Origin of the sequence: Paenibacillus paridis (assembly GCF_006345825.1) — a bacterium.
GTDB classification, from domain to species: Bacteria; Bacillota; Bacilli; order Paenibacillales; family Paenibacillaceae; genus Pristimantibacillus; species Pristimantibacillus paridis.
This window is the reverse complement of record NZ_VCIX01000092.1, coordinates 1,009,846-1,032,880: the sequence shown is the minus strand read 5'-3', so window position 1 is coordinate 1,032,880 and position 23,035 is coordinate 1,009,846. Positions and strand designations below refer to the sequence as shown.

General features: G+C 49.1%; 19 protein-coding genes. 2 read left to right on the top strand and 17 right to left on the bottom strand.

Features of this window, described 5'->3' with window-relative positions:
- Nucleotides 1–15 precede the first annotated feature (15 nt).
- From murD to FJQ58_RS26280, 15 genes are all read right to left on the bottom strand, one after another.
- Nucleotides 16–1,464 (bottom strand): UDP-N-acetylmuramoyl-L-alanine--D-glutamate ligase, encoded by a 1,449-nt coding sequence (gene murD, locus FJQ58_RS26350; RefSeq protein ID WP_139997941.1) that lies wholly within the window; start codon nucleotides 1,462–1,464, stop codon nucleotides 16–18.
- A gap of 88 nt (nucleotides 1,465–1,552) precedes the next feature.
- Nucleotides 1,553–2,509 (bottom strand): phospho-N-acetylmuramoyl-pentapeptide-transferase, encoded by a 957-nt coding sequence (mraY, locus tag FJQ58_RS26345; protein WP_140000103.1) that lies wholly within the window; start codon nucleotides 2,507–2,509, stop codon nucleotides 1,553–1,555.
- A 4-nt stretch (nucleotides 2,510–2,513) separates the two neighbouring features.
- On the bottom strand, nucleotides 2,514–3,929 hold the full coding sequence (locus tag FJQ58_RS26340; protein WP_139997939.1) for a UDP-N-acetylmuramoyl-tripeptide--D-alanyl-D-alanine ligase: 1,416 nt from the start codon (nucleotides 3,927–3,929) through the stop codon (nucleotides 2,514–2,516).
- Complete coding sequence (locus tag FJQ58_RS26335) at nucleotides 3,926–5,413, bottom strand: UDP-N-acetylmuramoyl-L-alanyl-D-glutamate--2,6-diaminopimelate ligase (RefSeq protein WP_139997937.1); 1,488 nt, start codon at nucleotides 5,411–5,413, stop codon at nucleotides 3,926–3,928. The genes FJQ58_RS26340 and FJQ58_RS26335 overlap by 4 nt, the downstream gene beginning before the upstream one ends.
- Before the next feature lie 75 nt (nucleotides 5,414–5,488).
- A complete protein-coding gene (locus FJQ58_RS26330; RefSeq protein ID WP_139997935.1) occupies nucleotides 5,489–7,429 on the bottom strand; it encodes a stage V sporulation protein D in 1,941 nt (646 codons plus the stop codon).
- Between the two features lie 132 nt (nucleotides 7,430–7,561).
- Entirely contained in the window at nucleotides 7,562–9,871 is a 2,310-nt protein-coding gene (locus tag FJQ58_RS26325) for a penicillin-binding transpeptidase domain-containing protein (RefSeq protein ID WP_139997933.1), read from the bottom strand.
- Between the two features lie 10 nt (nucleotides 9,872–9,881).
- Nucleotides 9,882–10,274: a cell division protein FtsL gene (ftsL, locus tag FJQ58_RS26320; protein WP_238404438.1), complete on the bottom strand. Its 393-nt coding sequence runs from the start codon at nucleotides 10,272–10,274 to the stop codon at nucleotides 9,882–9,884.
- 23 nt (nucleotides 10,275–10,297) lie between these two features.
- The gene (gene rsmH / locus FJQ58_RS26315) at nucleotides 10,298–11,248 is read right to left on the bottom strand and encodes a 16S rRNA (cytosine(1402)-N(4))-methyltransferase RsmH (RefSeq protein ID WP_139997929.1); all 951 of its coding nucleotides are present in this window, start codon (nucleotides 11,246–11,248) and stop codon (nucleotides 10,298–10,300) included.
- A gap of 30 nt (nucleotides 11,249–11,278) precedes the next feature.
- Entirely contained in the window at nucleotides 11,279–11,716 is a 438-nt protein-coding gene (gene mraZ, locus FJQ58_RS26310) for a division/cell wall cluster transcriptional repressor MraZ (protein WP_139997927.1), read from the bottom strand.
- A 146-nt stretch (nucleotides 11,717–11,862) separates the two neighbouring features.
- Nucleotides 11,863–12,879: a DUF4349 domain-containing protein gene (locus FJQ58_RS26305; protein ID WP_139997925.1), complete on the bottom strand. Its 1,017-nt coding sequence runs from the start codon at nucleotides 12,877–12,879 to the stop codon at nucleotides 11,863–11,865.
- A gap of 189 nt (nucleotides 12,880–13,068) precedes the next feature.
- Entirely contained in the window at nucleotides 13,069–14,334 is a 1,266-nt protein-coding gene (locus FJQ58_RS26300) for an adenosylhomocysteinase (protein ID WP_139997923.1), read from the bottom strand.
- Nucleotides 14,335–14,355: 21 nt separating this feature from the next.
- Nucleotides 14,356–15,996, bottom strand: coding sequence for a bacillithiol biosynthesis cysteine-adding enzyme BshC (gene bshC, locus FJQ58_RS26295; protein ID WP_139997909.1), 1,641 nt, complete (start codon nucleotides 15,994–15,996; stop codon nucleotides 14,356–14,358).
- A 148-nt stretch (nucleotides 15,997–16,144) separates the two neighbouring features.
- Nucleotides 16,145–16,528: a DUF3397 domain-containing protein gene (locus tag FJQ58_RS26290; protein ID WP_139997907.1), complete on the bottom strand. Its 384-nt coding sequence runs from the start codon at nucleotides 16,526–16,528 to the stop codon at nucleotides 16,145–16,147.
- Between the two features lie 16 nt (nucleotides 16,529–16,544).
- A complete protein-coding gene (locus FJQ58_RS26285; protein ID WP_162341789.1) occupies nucleotides 16,545–17,531 on the bottom strand; it encodes a ketopantoate reductase family protein in 987 nt (328 codons plus the stop codon).
- A gap of 182 nt (nucleotides 17,532–17,713) precedes the next feature.
- Complete coding sequence (locus tag FJQ58_RS26280; protein WP_139997903.1) at nucleotides 17,714–18,364, bottom strand: RsfA family transcriptional regulator; 651 nt, start codon at nucleotides 18,362–18,364, stop codon at nucleotides 17,714–17,716.
- A 277-nt stretch (nucleotides 18,365–18,641) separates the two neighbouring features.
- Here FJQ58_RS26280 and FJQ58_RS26275 point away from each other — a divergent pair, with 277 nt between their 5' ends.
- Nucleotides 18,642–18,878 carry a DUF2626 domain-containing protein gene (locus FJQ58_RS26275; RefSeq protein WP_139997901.1) on the top strand — a complete coding sequence of 79 codons (237 nt, stop codon included), beginning with the start codon at nucleotides 18,642–18,644 and terminating at the stop codon, nucleotides 18,876–18,878.
- Between the two features lie 295 nt (nucleotides 18,879–19,173).
- On the opposite strand, the gene FJQ58_RS26270 is transcribed toward FJQ58_RS26275, so the two are convergent.
- Nucleotides 19,174–20,331: a class I SAM-dependent methyltransferase gene (locus FJQ58_RS26270; protein ID WP_162341787.1), complete on the bottom strand. Its 1,158-nt coding sequence runs from the start codon at nucleotides 20,329–20,331 to the stop codon at nucleotides 19,174–19,176.
- A gap of 78 nt (nucleotides 20,332–20,409) precedes the next feature.
- Here FJQ58_RS26270 and FJQ58_RS26265 point away from each other — a divergent pair, with 78 nt between their 5' ends.
- A complete protein-coding gene (locus FJQ58_RS26265) occupies nucleotides 20,410–21,510 on the top strand; it encodes a coiled-coil domain-containing protein (protein ID WP_139997897.1) in 1,101 nt (366 codons plus the stop codon).
- A 56-nt stretch (nucleotides 21,511–21,566) separates the two neighbouring features.
- Here FJQ58_RS26265 and FJQ58_RS26260 read toward each other — a convergent pair whose 3' ends face one another.
- Nucleotides 21,567–22,862: an extracellular solute-binding protein gene (locus tag FJQ58_RS26260; protein WP_139997895.1), complete on the bottom strand. Its 1,296-nt coding sequence runs from the start codon at nucleotides 22,860–22,862 to the stop codon at nucleotides 21,567–21,569.
- Between the last annotated feature and the right edge of the window lie 173 nt (nucleotides 22,863–23,035).

Sequence of the window (23,035 nt, the reverse complement as noted above, 5' to 3'; positions counted from 1 at the left end):
GGACATGCCCCCTACTTACAAGGTATGCGCCGAATCTTTAAAAATGCGCCCTCTTTGCTCATAGGAAGCAAACATGTCCCAGCTGGCACAAGCAGGAGACAACAGCACGATGTCGCCCGGCTCTGCAATTGCAGCTGCTCGCTTCACCGCTTGCCGCAGAACGGATTCAGCGTCCTCACTAGGTTCGACGATTTCCACGCTGGCTAAACCTGCAAGGTTAGCGACATTCGCAAGCTTTTCACTGGTCTGACCGTAAGCGACAAGCGCCTTCAGCTTTTCCTTAAACAGCGGTTCAAGCTCCATATAGTCCGATCCGCGGTCCAAGCCACCCGCGATAAGTACGATAGGCGCCGTGAAGGATCGAATAGCGATAGTGGTAGCAACCGAATTGGTCGCTTTCGAGTCATTGTAATATTTGACGCCATTCACATCCCGCACGAACTCCAAACGATGCTCTACGGCATCAAACTCTCTGAGGGGCGCTCTAAGCTGCTCTATGGTCACACCCGCAGAAATACTTGCCGCAATAGCCGCAAGCGCGTTAGCGGCGTTATGTACGCCTGGAATCCCTAGCTCGGCTACAGGCAAGATGACTGTTTCCTCCCCGTCCGTTTGGCGAAAAACAATTTGCCTCTCAGCGAGCTCTTCGGTTTCATCCGAAATAAGTGCACCGTTCGAATCGCGCTGATAGGGGGGATCGATATACAGCCCCGCGTCAAGCTTCTCATATAGGGAAAATGGAAATCTCTGCGCGATGAGATGCTCTGCGATAGCTCTGCATTCTGGATCATCCCAATTAATGACGGCCACGTCATCCTCTGTCTGGTTATCAAACAGCTTGGCCTTGGAGTTGACATAGTCATCCATGTCACCGTGATAATCCAGATGCGTCTCCGCGATATTTAGCAGCATTGCGATATGCGGCCGGAACGCATGAGTCCCTTTCAACTGGAAGCTGCTGAGCTCGGCGACGATCCACTGATCCGGGGCAGCCTCCAGTGCGGCCTCGCACAGGGGACGTCCTATGTTGCCGGCAACGATCGGCTTTAAGCCTGCATCGCTGAGAATCTTGCCGAGCCAGGTTGTGGTAGTGGTTTTTCCATTAGAGCCTGTAATACCGATGATTGGCACAGGGGAAAGCCAATATGCGGCTTCAACCTCTGTAATAATCTCAACCCCAAGTTCCTCCGCACGTTGAACGGGAGGAGAGCTGTAAGGGATGCCGGGATTTTTGACGAGCAATGCGGTCTCTTCCGTAATTAGATCGTCTGGATGATAACCGCATAGCACAGAAATGCCCAAAGCAGTCAATTCGTCCGCTTCGGGGCATAATTCGCGATCCTTTTTATCATTGACAACGACTTCCGCTCCGAACTGATGAAAAACTTTAGCGACGCTAACGCCGCTTCTAGCCAAGCCTAGTACAACAACTCGGCGGCCTTGATAAGATGCCGGATGATTCATGTCTGACAGTCCCTCCTATAGATACATATAGATACATGAAACGGCCCCAATAGGTATCGGAAGCCGCTTTCCGTTATATTACTCTCAATTATAGTATAATCAGCAAGCCAATGGCAGCTAGCACTAATCCGACGAGCCAAAACACGGTAACGACCTTCCATTCCGACCAGCCAACCAGCTCGAAGTGGTGATGGATAGGACTCATTTTGAAAATACGCTTGCCTCTGAGTTTAAAGGAGCCTACTTGCAAAATAACGGACAGCATTTCAAGCACGAACACGCCGCCGATGACAATAAGAAGGAGCTCTGTTTTGGTCAGAATGGCTACGGCCGCAATGCCTCCGCCAATCCCGAGCGAGCCCATGTCTCCCATGAAGACTTTGGCCGGATGCGCATTATATACGAGAAAACCAAGAACCGCGCCAACCATCGCCGCAGAAAAGACAGCTGATTCATGGGCAGAGGTCTGCAAAGCAACGACCGTGAATGCGCCGAACGCGATTGCGCTCGTTCCCGCAAGCAGGCCATCGAGCCCGTCGGTAAAGTTGACCGAGTTGCTTGCCGCAAACAAAATAATCACCACCAGCGGGTAGTAGAACCAGCCTAAGTCTAAGCCCCAGCTTGTGCCAGGTACAGAGATCACGGTGCTGTGGTGCATATTATAGAGCATCGCGCAAACGATGATGGAGAACAACAGCTGACCGAACAGCTTTTGCCCTGCCGTAAGGCCGAGCGACCTTTTGAAAACAATTTTAATGTAATCATCCAAGAAGCCAACAAGACCAAAGCCGAGCGATGCCGTCAGCAGCACCCAAAATTCAGGCGTTTTATCCGAGAACTTCAGGAACGCAATAGTAAGCGCGAGCATAATAATAATGCCGCCCATGGTTGGCGTACCGCTCTTTTTCAGATGGCTCTGCGGGCCTTCCGTACGAATTTGCTGGCCGAACTTCAACCTTCGAAGCATCGGAATGAACAATGGTCCGAGAAGAACCGCTAGCAGGAAAGAAGCGCCTATCGAAAATAAAATGACCATCATGTCCATATCCTCACCCCACTTCCAAAGCTTGGACAATCTGTTCCATCCGCATGCCGCGCGAGCCTTTGATTAGAACCAGGTCAGTCGGCTCAAGCTTCGTTTTTAGCCACAGTGCAAGCTCTTCTTTGTCATTAAAATGTTTGACAGCCGCATCTGCCGGAACAGAGGCAAACTGTGATGCCGCTCCTGCTGCTATATGCTCTGCTAGGGGACCAAACGCAAGCACGGCGTCGGCTTTGCTGGGTGTGATGTATGCACCGACCTCAAAATGCAGCGCCTGCTCCTCGGGACCAAGCTCTAGCATATCGCCAAGCACGATCCATTTGCGGCTGTAGCCGTCCAATTGCTCAACCAGATCAATAGCAGCGCGTACGGCTGTAGGGTTAGCGTTGTACGCGTCATTGAGGAGCATCGCGCCGTTAAATGCTTTTACCGGCTGAATGCGCATGCCCGTCAGCTTCATCCCTTTTAACCCATCGACTATTTGTGCTGCTGGGACACCGAAGAAACGGCCAATTGCAATCGCTGCCAGTGCATTACTCACGTTATGCTGGCCGGGAACCGGGATATGAACCTCTCCCAGGCCGCTAGGCGTTCCGTTATAAATTGCCGTAAAAGAAGACGCCTCGGATTCAATTCGAATATCAGCGGCAGACCACTCGTTATCCGCAGATAATCCGAATGTGCGGCGAACGATGCCAGCAGGCAGAATTGCGCTCTGAAGCTCCGCTTCAAGAAGCGGCTCATCGCCGTTGTACAGCAGCAATCCATCCTCACTTAATCCGAGTGCAATCTCTAGCTTAGCCTTCGCGATTCCCGCTCTGGAGCCTAGGTGCAGCATATGGGCATCGCCTATATTCGTTATAATAGCAGCATCAGGCTGGGCAATCTTCGTTAGCAGCTCTATTTCGCCGAAGCCGCTCATGCCCATCTCCAGCACCGCAACCTCGGTATCCTCTTCAAGTTGAAGCACCGTTAGCGGCAGCCCGATATGATTGTTGAAATTGCCTTCTGTTTTGTGCACCTTGTAGGAAGTGCCAAGAATCGCAGCCGCCATATCCTTTGTCGTCGTCTTGCCATTGCTGCCCGTAATGCCAACCACGCGCACGAACAGCTCGCTTCGGTATGCCGTAGCCAGTCGCTGCAAGGCAACGAGGGTATCGCCAACAATAAGGAGTGGCACATGGGCCATTGACTCGGGAACCTCCTGCCCCTTCTTCCATAACGAAGCAACCGCTCCGTTTTGGACAGCCTGCTCCAAATAGGCATGCCCGTCAAATTGCTCACCAACTAGCGGAACGAACAACTGGCCCGCGGCAGCTTGCCGCGAGTCCGTCGTCACGCCCGTAATCATAAGCTCAGTCTCTTTGCCGTTCCATCTTGCGCCGCTCATCTCGGCTATTTGCTTGATCGTACGTTTAATCAATGTATGATTCCCCTTATCGCTTCTTTCGCTGCTTCTCGATCATCGAATGGATATTTAACTCCATTGATATCCTGGTAGGTTTCGTGACCTTTCCCCGCAATCAATACTACATCGCCTGGGCTTGCCATTTCAACCGCTTTTTGAATCGCTGCCCTGCGGTCAGCTATTAATTCATACACAGACGGCTCAATATGGCTTCGAATAAGCCCATCCTCAATATCCTTTAAAATGAGCTCTGGCGCCTCCGTTCGGGGATTATCCGACGTAATGATCGCATAGTCCGCATATTGAACGGCAATTTTTCCCATTAGCGGCCGTTTCGCACGATCGCGGTCGCCTCCGCAGCCAAATACGCATAAAATTCGCTTCTCCGCAAACTGCTGCACGGCCCGGAGCACATTCTCCAGCCCATCAGGCGTATGCGCGTAATCCACGATAACCGCAAAGGGCTGGCCGGCGTTGACCGCTTCTACCCGGCCAGGCACGCCGGGAATGCCACGAAGGCTTTCTGCAATCGCACTGAGCTCTACGCCCTCGATCAGCACCGCTCCTATAGCAGCAAGCGCATTATATACATTAAATTTCCCGGCCATCTGCAAGGTAATGTCTGCCTCGCCTCGAAACGTATGAACGTGAAAGGTAGTTCCTTGAGCATTAATCCGTATGTTCGAGGCACGAATGTCTGCCTCATTATCTATGCCGTAAGTGATCACCTCGGCTGCCGTAAGCTCTGCATATGCGGAGGAGATGGTATCATCTGCATTGAGGACGGCATACGAGCGATCATTCTCTACCGCTTTATATTCATTGCCAAGCCTTGAGAAAAACAAGCCCTTTACAGCAGCATAGCGGCTCATCGTTTCATGATAATCCAAATGGTCCTGCGTCAAGTTGGTAAAGACAGCCGTTCGAAAGCGGCAGCCCTTGACCCTGCCCTGCTCCAGCGCATGCGAGGAAACCTCGATCGCGCAGTATTTCGTGCCTGCATCCCGCATTTCGGCGAGATAGCGCTGAAGCTGGAGGGTTTGCGGAGTCGTGCTGCTCATCGGAAAGGACTTTCCGGCAAAGCGGCGCTCAATCGTGCCGATCACTCCTGAAGGCAGGAGCTGGTCATTTAAAATTTGCTCAATTAAATAGGTCGTTGTTGTTTTTCCGTTGGTACCCGTCACTCCGATAAGCTTTAGCGTCTGGCTGGGATAGGCATAAAAATGATTGGCGATCGCAGCCATCGCAAGCCTGCAATCCCTAACGATGATTTGCGGTACCGGAAGATCAAGCGCTCTTTCCGCAACAATCGCGGCAGCGCCAGCCTCTACAGCTTCTGGTGCATACAAATGGCCATCGACGGTATGCCCTCGCAAGCAGATAAACAATTGACCGCTCGAAACAGCTCTAGAATCGGATTCAATTCCGTTCCATTCCGTTTCCCCGTTGCCCATGAGCCGCGCGGTGACAAGCAGCTCAGCCACTTCCTTTAAACGCATCTGCCCCACTCCCCCCTTGGACGCCGGCGAAAAACCGTTAGGCCGCAGGAACGTCCTCGTTAAGTACCATTATAGTCAATGGGAGTGGGATATATTATCGTCTTCGCCTAAATAGATTCGAATGGTTGACCCACGGTCCACGCGGGTTCCGGCTGCTGGCGCCTGGCGGATAACCGTTTTCCCGGATCCGGCAGAAGTCAGGTTGAAATTCATGTTCATGTCCTCGTAAATATCGGAGACGGTTTTGCCAACCAGATTCGGTACCGTTACGATCGGAGTCTCCCCATATTTGTAGATGCGGTCGATCTGCTTCTCACGAGCTGGAATCTCCAGTATAGAGAGAGCGTCCTCCATCATATTTCGGACGATCGGAGCGGCAACGACGCCTCCGAATTGTATCCCTTGGGGATTGTCTACCGCCACATAAATAACAATCTTTGGATCATCGGCAGGCGCGAAGCCAATAAAGGATACGATATGCTCATTCGGCGAATAACGTCCGTTAATGACTTTCTGGGCTGTCCCGGTTTTGCCGCCAACACGATAGCCATCGATAAACGCATTGCGCCCCGTCCCTTTCGCAACGACGCTCTCAAGAGCCTCGCGCACCTGTTTGGAGGTTTCCTCCGATATGACTTTCCGCACGGCGACAGATTCTACCGTCTCTACCGTTGCTCCCGTTTCGGGATTAATCCATGCTTTTGCCACATGCGGCTTATATAACGTACCGCCGTTTATCGCGGCGGATACAGCTGTAATTTGCTGAATCGGCGTTACGGAAACCCCTTGCCCAAAGGCCGTTGTAGCCAGTTCTACAGGACCAACTTGACTAAGTTTGAATAAAATCCCGTTTTCTTCCCCGCCAATGTCGATGCCTGTTTTCGTGCCGAAACCGAATTTTTTGATGTAGTCGAACAGCATATCCTTGCCAAGCCGCTGCCCTAACGTGACAAACCCCGGGTTGCAGGAATTTTCAACCACCTCAAGAAACGTCTGGCTGCCATGGCCGCCTTTCTTCCAACAGCGAAGCCTTGCACCGCCAACCTCAATCGCTCCAGGGTCAAAAAAGCGTTCATTGTTCAAATCAACCTTCTTCTCCTCCAAAGCGGCGGCAAGCGTGATGATTTTGAAGGTAGACCCTGGCTCGTAAGTCATCCAGATAGGAAGATTCCGGTTGTAAACCTCCGTCGGCACCTCGCGGTACTTGTCAGGTTCGTAGGTAGGCCGGCTGGCCATCCCCAAAATCTCGCCATTATTTGGGTCCATGGCAATCGCAATGATTCCGTTTGGTTGCAGCTTCGTCATCGCCTGATCCAGCTCTCGTTCCATAACGGTCTGGATTTGCTTGTCGATCGTGAGCTGCATCGTAAGCCCGTCCTTCGGCTCGACATAGGTATCCGAGGAATTCGGCATTTGCCTGCCGGCTGCATCGGACAGAAAAGATACGCTGCCGCCGATCCCGCTAAGCTCGGCATTGTATTTTGCCTCAATGCCAGTTAATCCTTGGTTATCAATACCGGTAAAACCAAGCACATGCGCGGCCAAGCTGCCGTAAGGATAAAAACGCTTGTTGTCCTCCGCCACGACTACGCCTGGTAGAGCTAGGTCGCGGATTTCCTTTGCCTTATCAATCGTAATTTTCCGGCCGCCTGGCCCGAGCTTAACGATCATCTTTTTTGTTTTAATTTTTTCAAGCAACGTCTCCTGCGACATATCCAGCAAAGGGGCAAGAGCAACAGCCGCAGCTTCCTTATCCTTGATTTGCACAGGAATCGCATAGACGGTCGGCGAGCTGATATTATAAGCCAGCTGAACGCCGTTGCGGTCCACAATTTCGCCGCGCTTTGCCACATAAGGAATATCGCGCCGCCATGAGTTTTCCGCTTTATTCGCAAGCTCTTCCCCTTGCCATAGCTGGACGTAGCTAAGTCTGATACATAAGGCTAGGAATGAAACCCCGGCCAATATAAGAACGATAAATAAACGTCGCCTTACAGTTACATTAGATACCTTCACCACTTGTTCCCCCTCCGCCTGACTGTTTCGAAGGAGCGTACACTGACGCTCATTCCCAGATTATTCGGGACAAGCGGCGGATAGAACAAGCTTTACGCATTAACGGCTTTAGTACGTTTGTAAACCGCGAGCTTAGGGCCCAGAGTTAACGGAAGCTTCATCGCCAGCCGTGTTCTGCTGGTCGGTTTGCGCAGTCGCACCATCCGTGCCCGAGGCTTCGCCCTCGGCACCCGTTTCTCCATCGCCCTGCTGCTCTGAATCTCCGGTTGCATCTGTATTGTCAGTTGAAGGCGCCTCGCTAAATGGCGGTGCCAGCACGACCTTTAACACTCTGACGTTATTCAAGGTTTCTTCCTTCTGGGAGACGATGTAACCTTGTCCCTCAGGGATGAGCCTAATGCCGATCAGCGACGTAATTTCCAGCGCATCACGCAAGGAGACTCCCTTCAAATCCGGAATCGCAAGCTTCTCCCGCTGCTCTGTAATCAAATAGATCCGCTGCGTTGGGTGAACCGCGGAGCCTGCAGCCGGAATTTGCTGCAATACCGTTTTACCATTTCCGACTAATTCAAAGGTCATCGCCTTGGCGGTTAATTCCGCTTTGGCTTGGGCGACTTTATAATCCTTCATATCCGGTACGGTAATGGATACTTCTTTTTGGGCACTTTCGGAATCTGCCGGATAGTTAGGAGCTACGCCCATTTTGCGCAAGCTTTTGAGCACAATCTGCTTGAATGCAGGAGCAGCTACCTTACCTCCCCCTACCAAAGGGTCATTGGGTTCATCGACTACAACGTAGACGACAATTTTAGGGTCATCCACGGGCGCATAACCGATAAAAGAAACGACAAACTTGGTAGTCGAGTAGTTTTTGCCATCCACTTTTTGGGCTGTACCGGTTTTTCCCGCTACGCGGTAACCCTCAATGTAGGCGTTTTTCCCTGTACCCTTCTCCTGATCGGAGACGACCTGCTCCAAATACTCTCCGACTTTTTTGGAGGTTTCCTCCGAAATAACCTGGCGGACCACTTTTGGCTCGAAGGTTTGGGTCGTTTTCGTTACCGGATCTGTAATGCTCTTCACGATTTGCGGTTGCAGCAGCTTTCCTCCGTTAGCAACGGCCGCAACGGCCGCAACCTGTTGGATTGGCGTTACCGTAACAACCCCTTGCCCGAAAGTTGCCCGGGCGATATCACTTGCATACCGGAAATTAATCGTTCCGGTCGACTCGTTGCCTAGCGGAATGCCTGTTTTTTGGCCGAAACCGAAATTAGTGTAATATTTTCTAAGCTTTTCTTCGCCTAATCTTTCATAACCAAGCTTAACGAAAGCAACGTTACTGGAATATTTTAAGCCATCCAGAAACGAGATCGTTCCCCAGCCGTCACGCTTAATATCGCGAATGGGAGTAGGCACGCCTTTGAGCTTGATTTGCCCGGACTTGTACATCTCCTCCGGATTAAATACGCCTTCTTCCACCGCTGCGGCAAGCGTAACGATCTTAAAGGTTGAGCCTGGCTCATAAAGTGATTTAATAGCATGATTATAAGAGCTTGAATTATTTACGGAATATTCATTTGGATTGAATTGCGGCATATTCGCCATTGCGAGTATTTCCATCGTGTTCGGATCCGCCGCAATGGCGGTTGCGCTTTTTGGCGCATACTTCTTCACAATTTCCTGCAGCGCTTCTTCGACGTAGAGCTGAATATCGTTATCGATGGTCAGCTTGATGTCTTGCCCGTCCGCTGCCGGCTTATAATCCACGTCGCCTTCGGCCAATTGGACCCGTTTTCCGTCCTTCTCATACTTGATGTAGCCATTTTCGCCGCTTAGCTGCTCATTAAAGGAAGCTTCCACGCCAGTCATCGCAGCACCGTCACGGTCCAAATAACCGACCAGCTGTGATGCCAAATTTTTACGGGGATAATAGCGTTTTAAATTATCGGTCAAATCGATGCCAACATCATACACCTTCTTTTCTTTATTTTCTTTCAAGAGCTCTTCACGGAACGCTTTGATTTGGTCCGCGACCGACTTATCCATCTGCCAGCCGCCATTACGCACCTCCCGGTGCACGACGAAGTTACCATCCTCCTTCTTGGCCATTACGTTCTTTCTTAACTCGTCCTTCGATATGCCAAGAATTTCGTGCAGCCCGTCAATAACTTCCTCGGCAAGCTCTGCTTCATTAATCACTTTCGGATTAAGGGACAAGTTATAAGCAATCGTATCCATCGCTAGAACATTGCCTGACCGGTCTGTGATTGTGCCACGCTTGGCAACAAGCTCCTCGGCTGCAGACCACCTAATCTTCGCAAGATCATACCATTTCGCGCCTTCTACTACCTGCACAACATACATTCGGCTTATTAAAATGAGAAAAAGGAGGGTCATTACCCCTCCAAACAACAGTGTGCGCAATCTGATTCTCTTTTTCATCTTCATCACCTTATTCACTCATAGCCGATTTCAACTCGCTGTCGCCGGTATTCACCGTAATGCCGCCTTCCAGCGCGCTTACCATTCCTTGGGTCTCAGCCAGCTTGCGAATCCGTTCCGGATCGCTAAGCGTTTCCACCTGTTTCTTTAAATCTTCCAATTCAATGTTCATCGACTGATACTGAGTATTCAATTGTTTAATTTCTAGATTCATATCGTAGATTTGCGCGTAGCGGAAAATAATGACACCAGCGACTACAACGCACATTAATACGGTAAACATATACAATAGCTTTTCTTGAACCGGTAAGGATTTACGTGTTTTTACCAATCGTTTTGTTTCTTTGATTACCGGTTGCTGATCCTGCTTGCGCTTAGGCTGCAGCGCTAAATTGCCATTCACATACGCCAATTCAAATCCCCCTCTTACAATTTTTCTGCGACTCTAAGCTTTGCCGACCGTGCCCTTGGATTAAGCTCCAGCTCTCTCTCGGAAGGAACGATAGGCTTGCGATTAACCAGTTTCACTTTTCCTTCGTTTCCACACACACATAGCGGAAAGTCAGGCGGGCACGTGCATTTCTCCACAAACTTAACAAATATTTGCTTACAAATGCGGTCCTCTAGCGAATGAAATGTAATCACTGAGGCTCGTCCTCCAGGCTTCAAACAGCGAATCGTCTGTTCAAGCGCTTCTTCTTCGGCTCCAAGCTCATCATTTACTGCAATGCGGAGCGCCTGGAACGAACGTTTGGCGGGATGACCGCCCGTGCGCCTTGTGGCGGCTGGTATAGACATTTTGATCAACTCGGCAAGTTCGCCGGTTTTCTCAATCGGTGCTTTTTCTCTTGCTTTTATAATATTCCGCGCAATGGAACGCGCGAATTTCTCCTCACCATAGCGGTCCAAAATACGGGAAATGTCTCTTTCTTCCCAAGTATTGATGATTTCGTGAGCTGTTAAATCGCCCTCCCGATCCATCCTCATATCGAGCGGCGCATCATGATTGTAGCTGAAACCACGCTCAGCCTCGTCAAGCTGCGGACTGGAGACACCCAGATCGAACAAAATGCCGTCCACCTGCGGAATGCCGTCCTCCATTGGAACATCGCAGCCCCGCAGCTCCTGCTCTAAATCGCGGAAATTGCTTCTGACCAGCGTTACTTTATCCATATATGGAGCCAGCTTCACGCGAGCATTATCCAGCGCCCAGTCATCCTGATCGAAAGCGATTAACCGCCCTCCTTCGCCTAGCCTAGATGCAATCAGCTCGCTGTGGCCAGCTCCTCCAAGCGTACAATCGACGTAGATGCCGTCCGGCTTGATAGCCAAACCGTCAACCGCTTCTTCCAATAGCACTGTAATATGCTGAAACACGCCTCAGCCCTCCCATTCTTGTTGTCCATTCTAGAAGTTGAAATCAAAATCGACGAGCTTCTCGGCGATTTCGTTAAAGGTTTGCTCCGACTGCTCATAGTAGCCATCCCATGTCTGCTTGCTCCAAATCTCAACACGACCGGATACCCCGAGCACCATGCAATCTTTGTCCAGCTTCGCATATTCGCGGAGATGGCTGGGTATGTTTACCCTTCCCTGTTTATCCAGCTCACATTCGGTTGCCCCAGAAAAGAAAAATCGGGTAAACGCGCGCGCGTCGGATTTCATAAGAGGCAATGATTTAAGCTTTTGCTCCAATACACTCCACTCGCTCATGGGATACACAAACAAGCAATTATCTAATCCGCGTGTTGCGATAAACGAAGCGCCAAGTGATTCGCGGAATTTCGAAGGAATAATGATGCGGCCTTTGTCATCAATGCTATGTTGATATTCACCCATAAACATGAGTTCGCCCCACCCCTTCCCCTATCTCCACCACTTTGCCCCACTTTTCCCCACTAAGATACAGTAGTTCGCCACCTAAAATAAAAATCCTGCTCTAAGAGCAGGATTTTTCTAAAATATTTCATAGTATTAATGATTATTAATAATTAAAGGGTGGGAGGCTGCTCCTCGTCCTTGTCAGGCAGCTTCGCAGATCGAAGCTTCTTGTTTCGTTTTGCCAACCAAATTGCGGGAATAGCAAGCACAGCAAGCACGACGATAACCGGAACAGCTCCGGCAATCACAATGAGAAGCAGCTTAAGCGTTTCCCATACGACCTTTGTGCTGCCGCTGAGCGCATCAGCCATTTTTCCTCCAAGATGCTTGTTTTTACCACCTGCATCTGTTAGGGATTGCTCTGTCTGGTACATCCGCAATTCCACCGTTGAGAAAGCGACATTTTTGTCCAAATAACGGATTCTTCCTTTAATCTGCTCGATTTCCTCTTGAGCGCTTGCGAGCTGCTGGGAGAATTTGAGTAAATCGTCGGCCTTATCCGCCTTTTCCATCAGCGTTAACAGCCTTTTTTCCACAAGCTGCTTCGCTTTCAATCTCGACTCTAGATCTACATATTCCTCCGATACGTCCTTCCCGCCAATCTTACGTTCAAAGTCGTTATGCTTAATCAGCTCAATACGGTCAATGAATGACATAAAACCGTCAGCCGGAACCTTGATGGTATAGGTTGAACCGATTTCACCTTCATTTCTAGTGTCTTGGAATTGTAAAATGTAACCGCCGCTCTGATGAATGGCATTGCGCAGCTCGGTCGCGGCTTCGGCCAGAATAGCTACTTGCATATTTAACGAGGCGGTATAAATAATTTTCTGATTCCATTCTTCGGAACCAACAGCGGTATCCGCAGCCATGCCTCCTCCGGCTGTAGCTGCAATTGAAAATCTTAACGCCTCTCCATTTGCCTCTTGTGCAACCGGACTACCGTTTTCAGTAACATAAGCTTCACTCGCAGCAGCACCATTGGTATCCTTACTTAATTGATCAGCTAAAGCCTTGGAATTAGCTGAATCGCTGTTTGCGGATGAGCAGCCCGCAAGCAAGCCCAATATAACGACAATGACGGCCCAAACTGCCCGTGCTTTTTTCTCTTTCTTCTGTTTATACATGGATATCCCCCCCTGTTCATTTCCCCTATAGACGCTGTCTGGGAATAAAAGGTTACATATCCAATTCAAGAATTAACATCACCACGACCCTCTGTAAGAGGAGGGGTCCGTCTCTCATAGAAATAGAAAAAACCGCGATTGCTCGCGGTTTTCTCGTCGGTAATACCTATAATCTGCATGATTCCAAATTTATTCGGTTTCTTTCCAGCTGTCTAGGTATGCGATTTGCTCCTCTGTCAGCTTGTCGATGCCAAAGCCCAGCGATTCAAGCTTCAATCTTGCGACCTGCTCATCAAGCTCATAAGGCACATTAACGACCTTCGCGCCGATGGATTGGTACTGTTCGTTCACATAACGCAGTGCGACCGCTTGTAGCGCAAATGTCATATCCATAATCTCTGCCGGATGTCCGTCACCGGCTGCCAAGTTAACCAGACGTCCTTCAGCCAGCAAATAAATGCTGCGTCCATCCTTCAGCTTATATTCCTCAATATTGCGGCGGACCGTACGTACGCTTGCCGACAAAGCGGTAAGCTCCGGCTTGTTAGCCTCCACGTCAAAGTGCCCCGCATTGGAAATAACCGCTCCGTCCTTCATGACCTCGTAGTGCTCCCCGCGAATAACGTCCCGGTTTCCGGTAACAGTTACGAAAAACTCGCCAACTTTAGCCGCTTCAATCATCGGCATCACCGCAAATCCATCCATATAGGCTTCAACAGCCTTAATTGCATCAATTTCAGTGACAACAACGTTTGCACCTAGTCCTTTGGCACGCATCGCAACACCTTTGCCGCACCAGCCATAACCGACCACAACTACGGTTTTGCCGGCAACCATCAGATTAGTCGTCCGGTTTATGCCGTCCCATACCGATTGTCCGGTGCCATATCGGTTATCGAACAAATGCTTGCAATAAGCATCATTAACAGCAACCATTGGGAATTTCAGAGAACCATCCTTCTCCATTGCTTTAAGCCGGATGATACCCGTTGTCGTTTCTTCCGCCCCGCCGCGAAGATTTTCACCAAACTCCGGATGCTCTGAGTTTAGAATAGTCGCAAGATCTCCGCCGTCATCAATAATGAGATCAGGCTTCCACTCCAACGCTTTAACATTCAATGCCTTAAACTCTTCTGCGCTTGGGTTGTATTTCGCATAAACGGTAATGCCGTCTTCCACCAGCGCAGCACACACATCATCCTGCGTCGATAGCGGGTTACTGCCGGTAATCGTGACATCCGCGCCGCCCGCTTTGACAACCTTAGCCAAATAGGCCGTTTTCGCTTCCAAGTGAAGCGCAATGGTTACCTTCAACCCTTTAAACGGCTGATCCTTTTCGAATTGCTTGCGAATCGTATTTAAAACCGGCATATGTGCCGCGACCCAATCGATTTTCAAATGCCCTTCGGGCGCCAATGACATATCGGCAACAATGCTTTTGTTTGCTGTGCTCATCGTAAAAAACCTCCTGTAATGTTATAAATATACGATTTCATGACCGCCCGTTCGGCTATAAGGCGCCTCCAGCAGGGAATCCAGCCAATTCAAGCTATAGCGGTTCCAGTAGGCCGCCATATTCATTACGCGTTCCTGCGGCTTTCCTAACGGCTGAATCGATAGATGAATGCGGTCAAGCTGACGCGTGGAAGCTTCGAACTGCTTATTAAAAGCATCAACCGTCTTGGATCCCATATAATTGATCTGCTCCAAGATCTTCTGCAGATTGGTATCTCCGAGCTTGGAGAGGGATGGCTGCACAGATGCAGCGAGCGCAAGCAGCGGCTTGTAGAGTTCTTCAAAAGTGTCCCTTGCCTCGCCAAACTGCTGTTCAATCGATAATCCGTCCTGCTCTTTTAGCCAAGAAGCCTTGCGTTCCTCAAAACGCTCCATCACATCTGCAAAGGAAAGCTCATATTTGCCCATATGCTTCGCTACGATTCCTTCAATTAAAGTATAGGACATGCGCGGAACAATGATCGGCATTTCCATGTCAAGGGTACGGAAAGCCTCTCCTGTCAGCGCCCAATAGGCAATTTCGCCGGGGCCAAGCACGGTTGCCAGAACCGGAAACAAATAATCCTGCATGAGCGGCCTGGTCAATACATTATTGCTCAGCTGATAAGGCTCATCCTGTGCAATCTTAAGCAGCTCTTCCTGAGTAAGGGATACCTGGCCTTTACGGTCCTCGTAACGACCGTCCTTCTTATGGAGAAGCGTTCTTTCATTGCCATTCGATGATTGAAAAAGAAACAGGTTCGCGCTTCCAGGCGTTACGTCCGCCTGCAGTTGATAACCAAGCTCCTTAACTTTGGCAGCTGAGGCTGCATAAGCCTTCTCCAAGTCGTCATTTCGCTCAATGATGCGCCTGAACATAGGCGACTCCAAGCGGCGAATGCTTTCGTCATCGGAATCAAGCAGCACCAGGCCTTGGCTTCCAAACAAATGGCTAAGCAGCATGGCGAAAAAATCGGACAAGGAACGCGCTTTCTCCGACATTGTACGCAATTCCTCAAGCATTACGGGCTTAAATTCAGAGGATGGAAGAGCCTGCTCCAGTTCAGAGAGCAACTGTGTCCAATCTTCAGCGGTTACTTCCGTTCGGCTGACCGACGTGCGGGGCCCTTCGGGCCGGGCAAGGGATAGCTTGCGCAGCTCTTGGTCTGCCGTCAGCACATAGGCATGGTTAGCCTCGTCCCAGTCATGATCCTCACCCGCAATCCAGAACACAGGCACAACCTTTTGTCCGAGCTGCTCACTCGCCGATCTTGCAGCACCAATAATGGATACCGCTTTATGTATGACGAGCAGCGGTCCGGTCCATAAGCCTGCTTGCTGGCCGCCAATCACGACAGGCGCTCCTTCCGCAATCGCTGAAATAGATGCAAACACCTCAGGAGCTGCGCCCGCCTTCTCATTGTATGCACGGAGCACGCTCGCTGCCTCCGTTGCCTCTGCCCGCACATGGGCACTCTCCTGCAGCCGTTTAAACCGTCTTTCCCAATCCTGCTTCGCTCCCGCATGATAGCCGTACAAAGCTTCAGCACGTTCATCAGTGCGATGTATATAAGCCTCTGTCAAAGGCTGAGCGCTTTTCAATGCATAGTTTTCTTCTCTCATAGCGCAGCCTGCAACCTCCCGCTTTATAGTCGTCAACGACGACTTTAATATAAATAAACTTAGCTCCATAATTGTACACAAAGGAGAAGCCGTCCGTCAAAACAAAAACGCCTCTGCATAGGAGAGACGTTTGGCCCGCTTGGCGGAGTCAGACAGTAAACACCATTCTTCCAATCCCGATAAACATGAACAGGATATACAGCAAGCTCATCGTAAAGAAACTAAGCCGCCATATCGTCCGAAAAACCTTTTTGACGTCAACCGCTCCCCGCTTGCGAAATTGCGCGTTTCCGAGGAGCCCTCCTCCAAGCAGCATAAACAGCATGATGCCGTAGAGACCGAAGTTGCTTTTGAATAAATCATCAAACAACACCGCTACGCAGCCGATCAATAATGCTGTTGTAATATCCATGGCTAACCGGAAGGCTTTCTTCCGATCCTGAATGTATGCCCCGTAACCAAATAATATGATTGCGAAAGGTATGATTGGAAGGACCGCCATATAAGCATACAAATGCTTGATGAACTCCATCTTTCTTCATTACCCCCTACTTCTGCTTAGGATGCAGCGCTTGCACTAGTTCAGCAATTGCTTGGTTGAGCGGCGCTTGCAGACCATGCCTCTTGGCTAGCCTCACAACACCGCCGTTGATGGCATCGATTTCTGTTATTCTTCCTGCACGTACATCGCTTAGCATGGAGGAAATATTGCGGCTGGTTTGCCGGCACACATCAAGAATGAGCCGCCAACCATCCTCGGGTGCGTTCATGCCTGCTGTGACGAGCACCCGCTCCGTTTCGGCATAGAGCGAACGCATCAGCGTCTCCCGGGTCGGATGATTGGGCAGATCACCGTTTTCCACATCAAAAATAGCAGTCAACGGATTAATAACGGCATTAATAAGCAATTTATTAAAAATACGATTATTCAACTCATTCGACAGTGTAGAGGAAAATCCTGCCGTTTGCAGCATAGAAATCAACAATTGCTGTGACAAATCATGCCACGCCTCAGGAAAGAGGGGCTCTCCCTTCCATTCGCCTAGCCATAGCTGCCCTCGGCCCGTGTGGTCAACCGAGCGCATATCCAGACGTTTAGCCCCTTCTGTTGTAACCGCTGCAAATAGCGGAATGGCTGGAAGTTCTTCTTTAATTCTCTCCAGATGGCCGATACCGTTCTGCAAGCATACAACAGCCGTTCGCTCACTGCCTGACGTCATTATTTTTAAGGCTGCCAGAAGCTCATCATTAATGTCCGTTTGCTTGACCGTCAGCCATATCCACCGGTAGGCTCCTCCCTGTTCGGATGCAGTCTCTGCATTTTCAAGTGCGGAAGCCTGTCCGATCCAGCCGCTTTTGAGCGGAACGATCCGCTCATTTCTTTCACCGAGATCACGGAGACGAATGCCTGAACCTGCAATCATCTCTGCTTGCGCCATGGTTCGCGTCCAGACCGTCACTTCGGCGCCAGCTTCAGCCAGCCTTCCTCCATAGAGAAGTCCTATCGCCCCTGCTCCAACTACATCGATTCTCACATGTTCCTCCTTGCAAGCCAATAGTGGTTGTCAATTTTCAGTTATCGTATCAAAGGTGCCGAAAATAATGCAACCATTAAATATGCTGCTTGTCATGCTCCTTCAGCAATATTATGCACGCATGCAAAAAGAGAGGCTGGCCTTTTCATAAGGGCTGCCTCTCTTTTTTCAATCGGTATATCTTATTCAATACGTTCCAAATTGCCGTTCGCGTCCATCTTGAATCTCGGTTTTGCTTCATCGTCGCTTGTGAGTACCGTCAGTCTCCGTGCACGATCCATGATCTGGATCAGCGTTTTGTAATCATCGTTTACTGCGCGGTAGTCCGTCTGAACATTGTTAACCTCTTTGGACAATCTCTCATTCTGATCCCTCAAGCGATAAAGCTCATCGTCTTTCTCTTTCAATTCCTTCTCGAACCATTTGATTTGACGAGCTAAATCCTGATAGGTCGTCTTCCATCCTCTAAGAAAACGAATAACAGCATCTACCGACAAGCCTTCTTCCATTGAATTGCTTTCTTGTCTCAATCCGCGATCATCGGTTTCAAATACAGCAATCGATGAGACATGAGGCGTAGCGACAATGGTCTGTTTCTTTAAATAATTACGTTTCTGACGCTGCTGCTTAGCGATTTGTATGGCATCCTCGTACCTTTTGCGAACACAGCTGTTCCACCGAAATCCACAGGCTGCGGACGTCCGGCCAATCCTCTCTCCTACTTCCTCAAATGCTGCAAGCTGTGTACTGCCTTCGCGAATATGGCGTAGTGTAACCTCGGCGAGTATTAGATCGTCGTCCGGACTCCACGCATCTTGTCTAACTGCTGTCATGCAACAAAAACCTCCTAACGTAAAGGCGCTTACTTTATCTCTATGCCCTTGGTAGAGTTCATAGAATCTATTGGATACTAATTTGTATAACCAAATTTTCGCTTGCTCATACATGATATCCGTTATATTTGAGCAAACTATATTCAAGCACAGTATGCATTATCGGCCTTTAAACAAAAAATTTGCGATTTCGTCAAGGTTTTTAGTTTACACTTATTTCATCAAACGTTATAATGATCATTAGAAAATCGGGTCGCAGCGAAAGGGGGATGTTATCATGGCACGCATGTATCGGGTACTTGGCTTTTGGACCCTGGTAATCGGACTAATGGCTTTTGCAGGCCATATGACGGAATTTGCGCTATTGTTTTTCGCGCAAGCCGTAGCTTTCGTATTTCTAGGCTACTTGAATTTCTCCGAAAGAACTTACATTGTAATGTTCTGGGGATATATGATCATTTCATTCGTGGGTTTCACGTATTGGTCGGTCTTCAAGATGGGCTTGCCTTTCTAACCAAGGCAACAGAGAAATACGCCGTGGCAAGCAAACTACAAAGCGAAACGTGATCAGCACTTGCCTCTAATCGGGACAAGCAGCCTGCTCACCGATTCCCTTAAAATGTATACGTCACACGCATACATAAGCAAGGTTTAAACAACCAAGGTGAAGCAGCTGCTCCAGCCTTTGGCGGCGCAGCGCGTTTCATCCCGAGAAATGTAATGAAGGGATAGCGAATGATATCCTTTCCTATATTTCAAACAAAAAGGTACCGTCCTTATCCAGGACGGTACCTTTTTGTTTATTTCTGCTACTTTTTATCCAGTACCATCACTTTAAACGATTCGCTCATTTGATCACTAAGCAATAGCTGCCTAATGGCACGGTTAGCCCGCGCCGCCTCGCTAAACGGGTCGAAGCTGTTATGATTTTGCAGAAGCTCCAGTACACCATGCTCGATCAAAAATTGTTTTTGGGTAGCATAGCTGCTCACCTGCCAGCCGCTCTCCTCCGCTTCATGCTTTATGAATGTAAAGGGAACATGCGAAGTGATATCCTGCTCCCCGATTCGGCTATAGGGGGAACCACCCGCTTGGTGCCGATAGTAGCACATAAGCGTTCCCATCATCCGGTGCTTGGCTGCATATTCGGCGGATTCATGCCCATAATCTATGAGGACGAGCCTCCCCCTCTTCACAACTGTCCCCAGCTTTTTTAAAAACGATGAAGCATCGGCATGAATCTCGGTTTGCTGTCCTTCGCTCAGCTCCATGCCATCGCGAATGAGCCATCCCTCAATTCGGTCATCGGTTACTGGCATATATACTTCATAAAAACCCATTTCTACACTATGTGCTACCCCAATCTCCAGCAATTGACCATTTATCTTTTGAATGCGGTGCACGGGAAAAGCATCCAAAAGCTCATTTGCAAGAATTAGCGCTGGTTTTTGCAGCAACTCAGACTTCCAGCCTTCCTCGGAAGACAACATTTGCATATGAACCCCAAACCGATTTCCGATCTCCAAAAACATTTGCATGGCTTCTCTCTGGTGTCCCGGATGGTCCTCAATCAGAATACTGTGAAATTTATGGCCCCACACTATGCTTTGTTTGCAACCAGCTTCTGCAATTTGCGCTGAGAGTCTTCCCGTTCCGGCTCCCCATTCAACGAAGCCCAGCGGTTCTCCTATTTCCTGCGCATAGTCCAGCGCGAATTTAGCAAGCACCTGCGCAAGCACGTTTCCAATGGCTGAGCTCGTGTAAAAATCACCTTCCTTGCCTACTCGAACTGGGCCTGAACGATAATAGCCCAATTGCGCATCGTACAAACAGGCTTCCATGAAGTCACGAAACGTGATGCATGGCACCGTTCTATGACTTCCAGCCGTATTGATATGCCAGCCGCTCAAAGGGGAAGCGGATATCTTTATCGTTAATGCGGCTGCAAGAGCATTTTCCTTCATCATAAGGTTCATCCTTTTCCAAATGTAAGATATAATAGAATGGATTGCCGCATAAAATGAATGCTGAGGAGGACGATGCCGTTGACATGGACAGCCAAGCGCAATCGTATTTCCGCAGCAGCAACAGCTATGCTTCTGGTCGCATTACTGCTGATTCGGCTTCCCGTCTGGGCTGAGCCCTTGCCAACCGATGAAGAGGAAATGCATTCACTGCTTGAAAAAAGCCTATCCGTTGTGGAAATTGATAAGGAAATCAGCCGAATTTCTGCGCAAAAGCAGGAGCTAATGCTTACCATGACAGATACAGAGAAGCAGCTGCTGCTGCAGGAACAGCAAATATCGGACAAGCAGGAAGAAGCGGGAAATGTTCTTCGCGCCTATTATATGGGAGACAGGGATTTTTTACTTCAAGCGCTATTGTCCTTTAATTCCTTATCCGAGCTGTTTCAAATGCTGGATTACGCCGAAATTATTCTTACTCATGACAAAAATACCTTGAATACATACGTTGGGCAATATCGAAAGGTCAAGCAAGGTTATGAACAGCTGCAGACCCGCCAAGCGGAGCTTACCGCCATTGAGGAGCAGCTTCAAACGCAAAAAAAACGGGTACTTGCGCTCGAACAACAGCTCGATGCCCAGCTCTCTGGACGTTCAGATGCTGACCGAATCCGTATTTTGATGAACGAGCTTACCTCTTATTGGGAAAGCGCGGGCATTACCGAAGTCAAACAATATTTCCGAGCCCTCTCGAAGGCCATGAAGAACTTGCCATCTTGGGTACAGGATAACAAACAGCTGCTCGAAATTAAAGGGTTTAATTACACCATTCGGGTGCCTGAGGATGATTTGAATTCGTTTTTGCGCGAGCAAAACGATATTTTCAACAACTTCGCATTTACGTTCAAGGACGATAAAATCATTGCCCAAGGTAAAAGCGACAATATGGAAATAAAGATTACTGGACATTATACGATAGAAAACGACCCTAAAAACGCGATTCTCTTCCATTCCGACGAACTTGTATTCAATGGATTCTCGCTACCGGACACGACTAGCCGAGCGCTTGAAGAAGAGTTTGATTTAGGCTTTTATCCCGATCTGATCGTTTCATTCCTGAAAGCAAATGCAGTCGAGATCAAGGACGGCGAGCTTACCATTAAGCTCCAGCTAAAGCTATAGCATTCTCTTCCCTATGAAAGAAGAGCCTAGTCCACTTGCGGTGGTTAGGCTCTTCTTTATTCTCCGTTTAAGGAAAGCGATTCCAAATACGCGGTCAATTGGAATGTAGAGCCTACCGAATGCTGCTTCCACATCTGCTCACGAAAATGCCATTTCTTGATCCATCTTGGGTCAGCTGGCAGTAATTCAGATTCCGATGGCTTTGTATTGAGCACCTTCTTCCACCATGCAGGCGGCACGAGTACCTGATCAACTTGAATGGAGCTATTCAAAGAATATAAGGATGCTCTGGTTGGCAGCTCCCCAGCTTCGTTATACTGTAGTTGTTGATTATTCGCATCCGTCATTTCCTGAATCCATAAGATGGCTTCTTCTTCCGATTCGCTATTCGATGAAATCGCGTAACTTCGGCCGTTTAACCAAGGAAATGATATCTGGCCTTGGTCAACCGTCAGCTTGCTGCGTATGCTTTCGCTTAGAAGCTCATAATTTGTCCAAGGCATAACTGCAGCTAATAAACGCATATCTTGAAAAGCTGCGTTCAGCGGGTGAATGACCTCCATAGAGAGATTGCTAATATGCGACTCCATCGTTTGCAGCCATGCCAGCTGCGTGATTTGAAATTCATCCAAAGGCACAATGCTGAGCAAGCGGGAAGACCCTTGCTGAAATGATTTCAACCATATCAGCTGCTGCCGCAAATCCCCTGGGCTCCAATTGAGTATACTCGCTTCCGGATGGATCGTTATCACTTTCGCTGCAACGTCCTGATAAGCCTTCCAATCCGCAGGTGGCTCCGTAAGTCCCGCTTCCTCCAGCAGCACCTTGCTCCAGACAATGACGTAGGGATTGACATCCCTTGGCACCCCCCACAAATAGCCATTCCATTTGAGCGGCTCCAGCAGACCGGCTAATTGGTCGGATAAAATATCGCCGGTCATCATACTGTCCACCGGCTTAAGGTATCCTCGTACAGCAAACGTCTTGATCCAGCTGCTGTCCAGCAGAAAAATATCGGCTCCTTCCCCTTGCTGGCTCTCCAGCTCCCATGACTCATAGGCCACGCTCTTAACTGGCTCATTGGCAAGCTCCACTTGAATATGAGGATATTTCATAATAAAATTCCGGTTCAATTCCTTGAGCTGCTCAAATTGCGGTTCAGGCAAGGAAACGTTTACATGAATAGGAGCGGACTGATCAACGATGAGCTTGCCAGGTACGGGTTGAACACTGGTTTTTCCGTCCGGCTTGCCAATACTGACCTGATTCGTATTTCTGGAAAAGGGGATCAGCAACAACGCTGCCAACAGCAACATGCCAACAAAAAAAGGCACATATTTTCTGGGAGTCACAGCTTTCTTCCTTTCATCCTTAAATCTACTAAAAATAGGATAACAATAAATTCCGGCTTTGTCCAAATGAACCTTTTGATCATAAACTTAAATGCGAAAAAAAGCCCCTCATTTCTGGAGGCTTATAAAAAACATGTGTATGTAGCATCTATGAAATGAACCTAATCGTCCAA

Coding starts and splice junctions, on each gene's coding strand:
- murD (WP_139997941.1), bottom strand. CDS start 1,464: ATGAATCATCCGGCATCTTATCAAGGCCGCCGAGTTGTTGTACTAGGC.
- mraY (WP_140000103.1), bottom strand. CDS start 2,509: ATGGACATGATGGTCATTTTATTTTCGATAGGCGCTTCTTTCCTGCTA.
- FJQ58_RS26335 (WP_139997937.1), bottom strand. CDS start 5,413: ATGCGTTTAAAGGAAGTGGCTGAGCTGCTTGTCACCGCGCGGCTCATG.
- FJQ58_RS26325 (WP_139997933.1), bottom strand. CDS start 9,871: ATGAAAAAGAGAATCAGATTGCGCACACTGTTGTTTGGAGGGGTAATG.
- mraZ (WP_139997927.1), bottom strand. CDS start 11,716: ATGTTTATGGGTGAATATCAACATAGCATTGATGACAAAGGCCGCATC.
- FJQ58_RS26305 (WP_139997925.1), bottom strand. CDS start 12,879: ATGTATAAACAGAAGAAAGAGAAAAAAGCACGGGCAGTTTGGGCCGTC.
- FJQ58_RS26300 (WP_139997923.1), bottom strand. CDS start 14,334: ATGAGCACAGCAAACAAAAGCATTGTTGCCGATATGTCATTGGCGCCC.
- bshC (WP_139997909.1), bottom strand. CDS start 15,996: ATGAGAGAAGAAAACTATGCATTGAAAAGCGCTCAGCCTTTGACAGAG.
- FJQ58_RS26290 (WP_139997907.1), bottom strand. CDS start 16,528: ATGGAGTTCATCAAGCATTTGTATGCTTATATGGCGGTCCTTCCAATC.
- FJQ58_RS26280 (WP_139997903.1), bottom strand. CDS start 18,364: ATGACAGCAGTTAGACAAGATGCGTGGAGTCCGGACGACGATCTAATA.
- FJQ58_RS26275 (WP_139997901.1), top strand. CDS start 18,642: ATGGCACGCATGTATCGGGTACTTGGCTTTTGGACCCTGGTAATCGGA.
- FJQ58_RS26270 (WP_162341787.1), bottom strand. CDS start 20,331: ATGATGAAGGAAAATGCTCTTGCAGCCGCATTAACGATAAAGATATCC.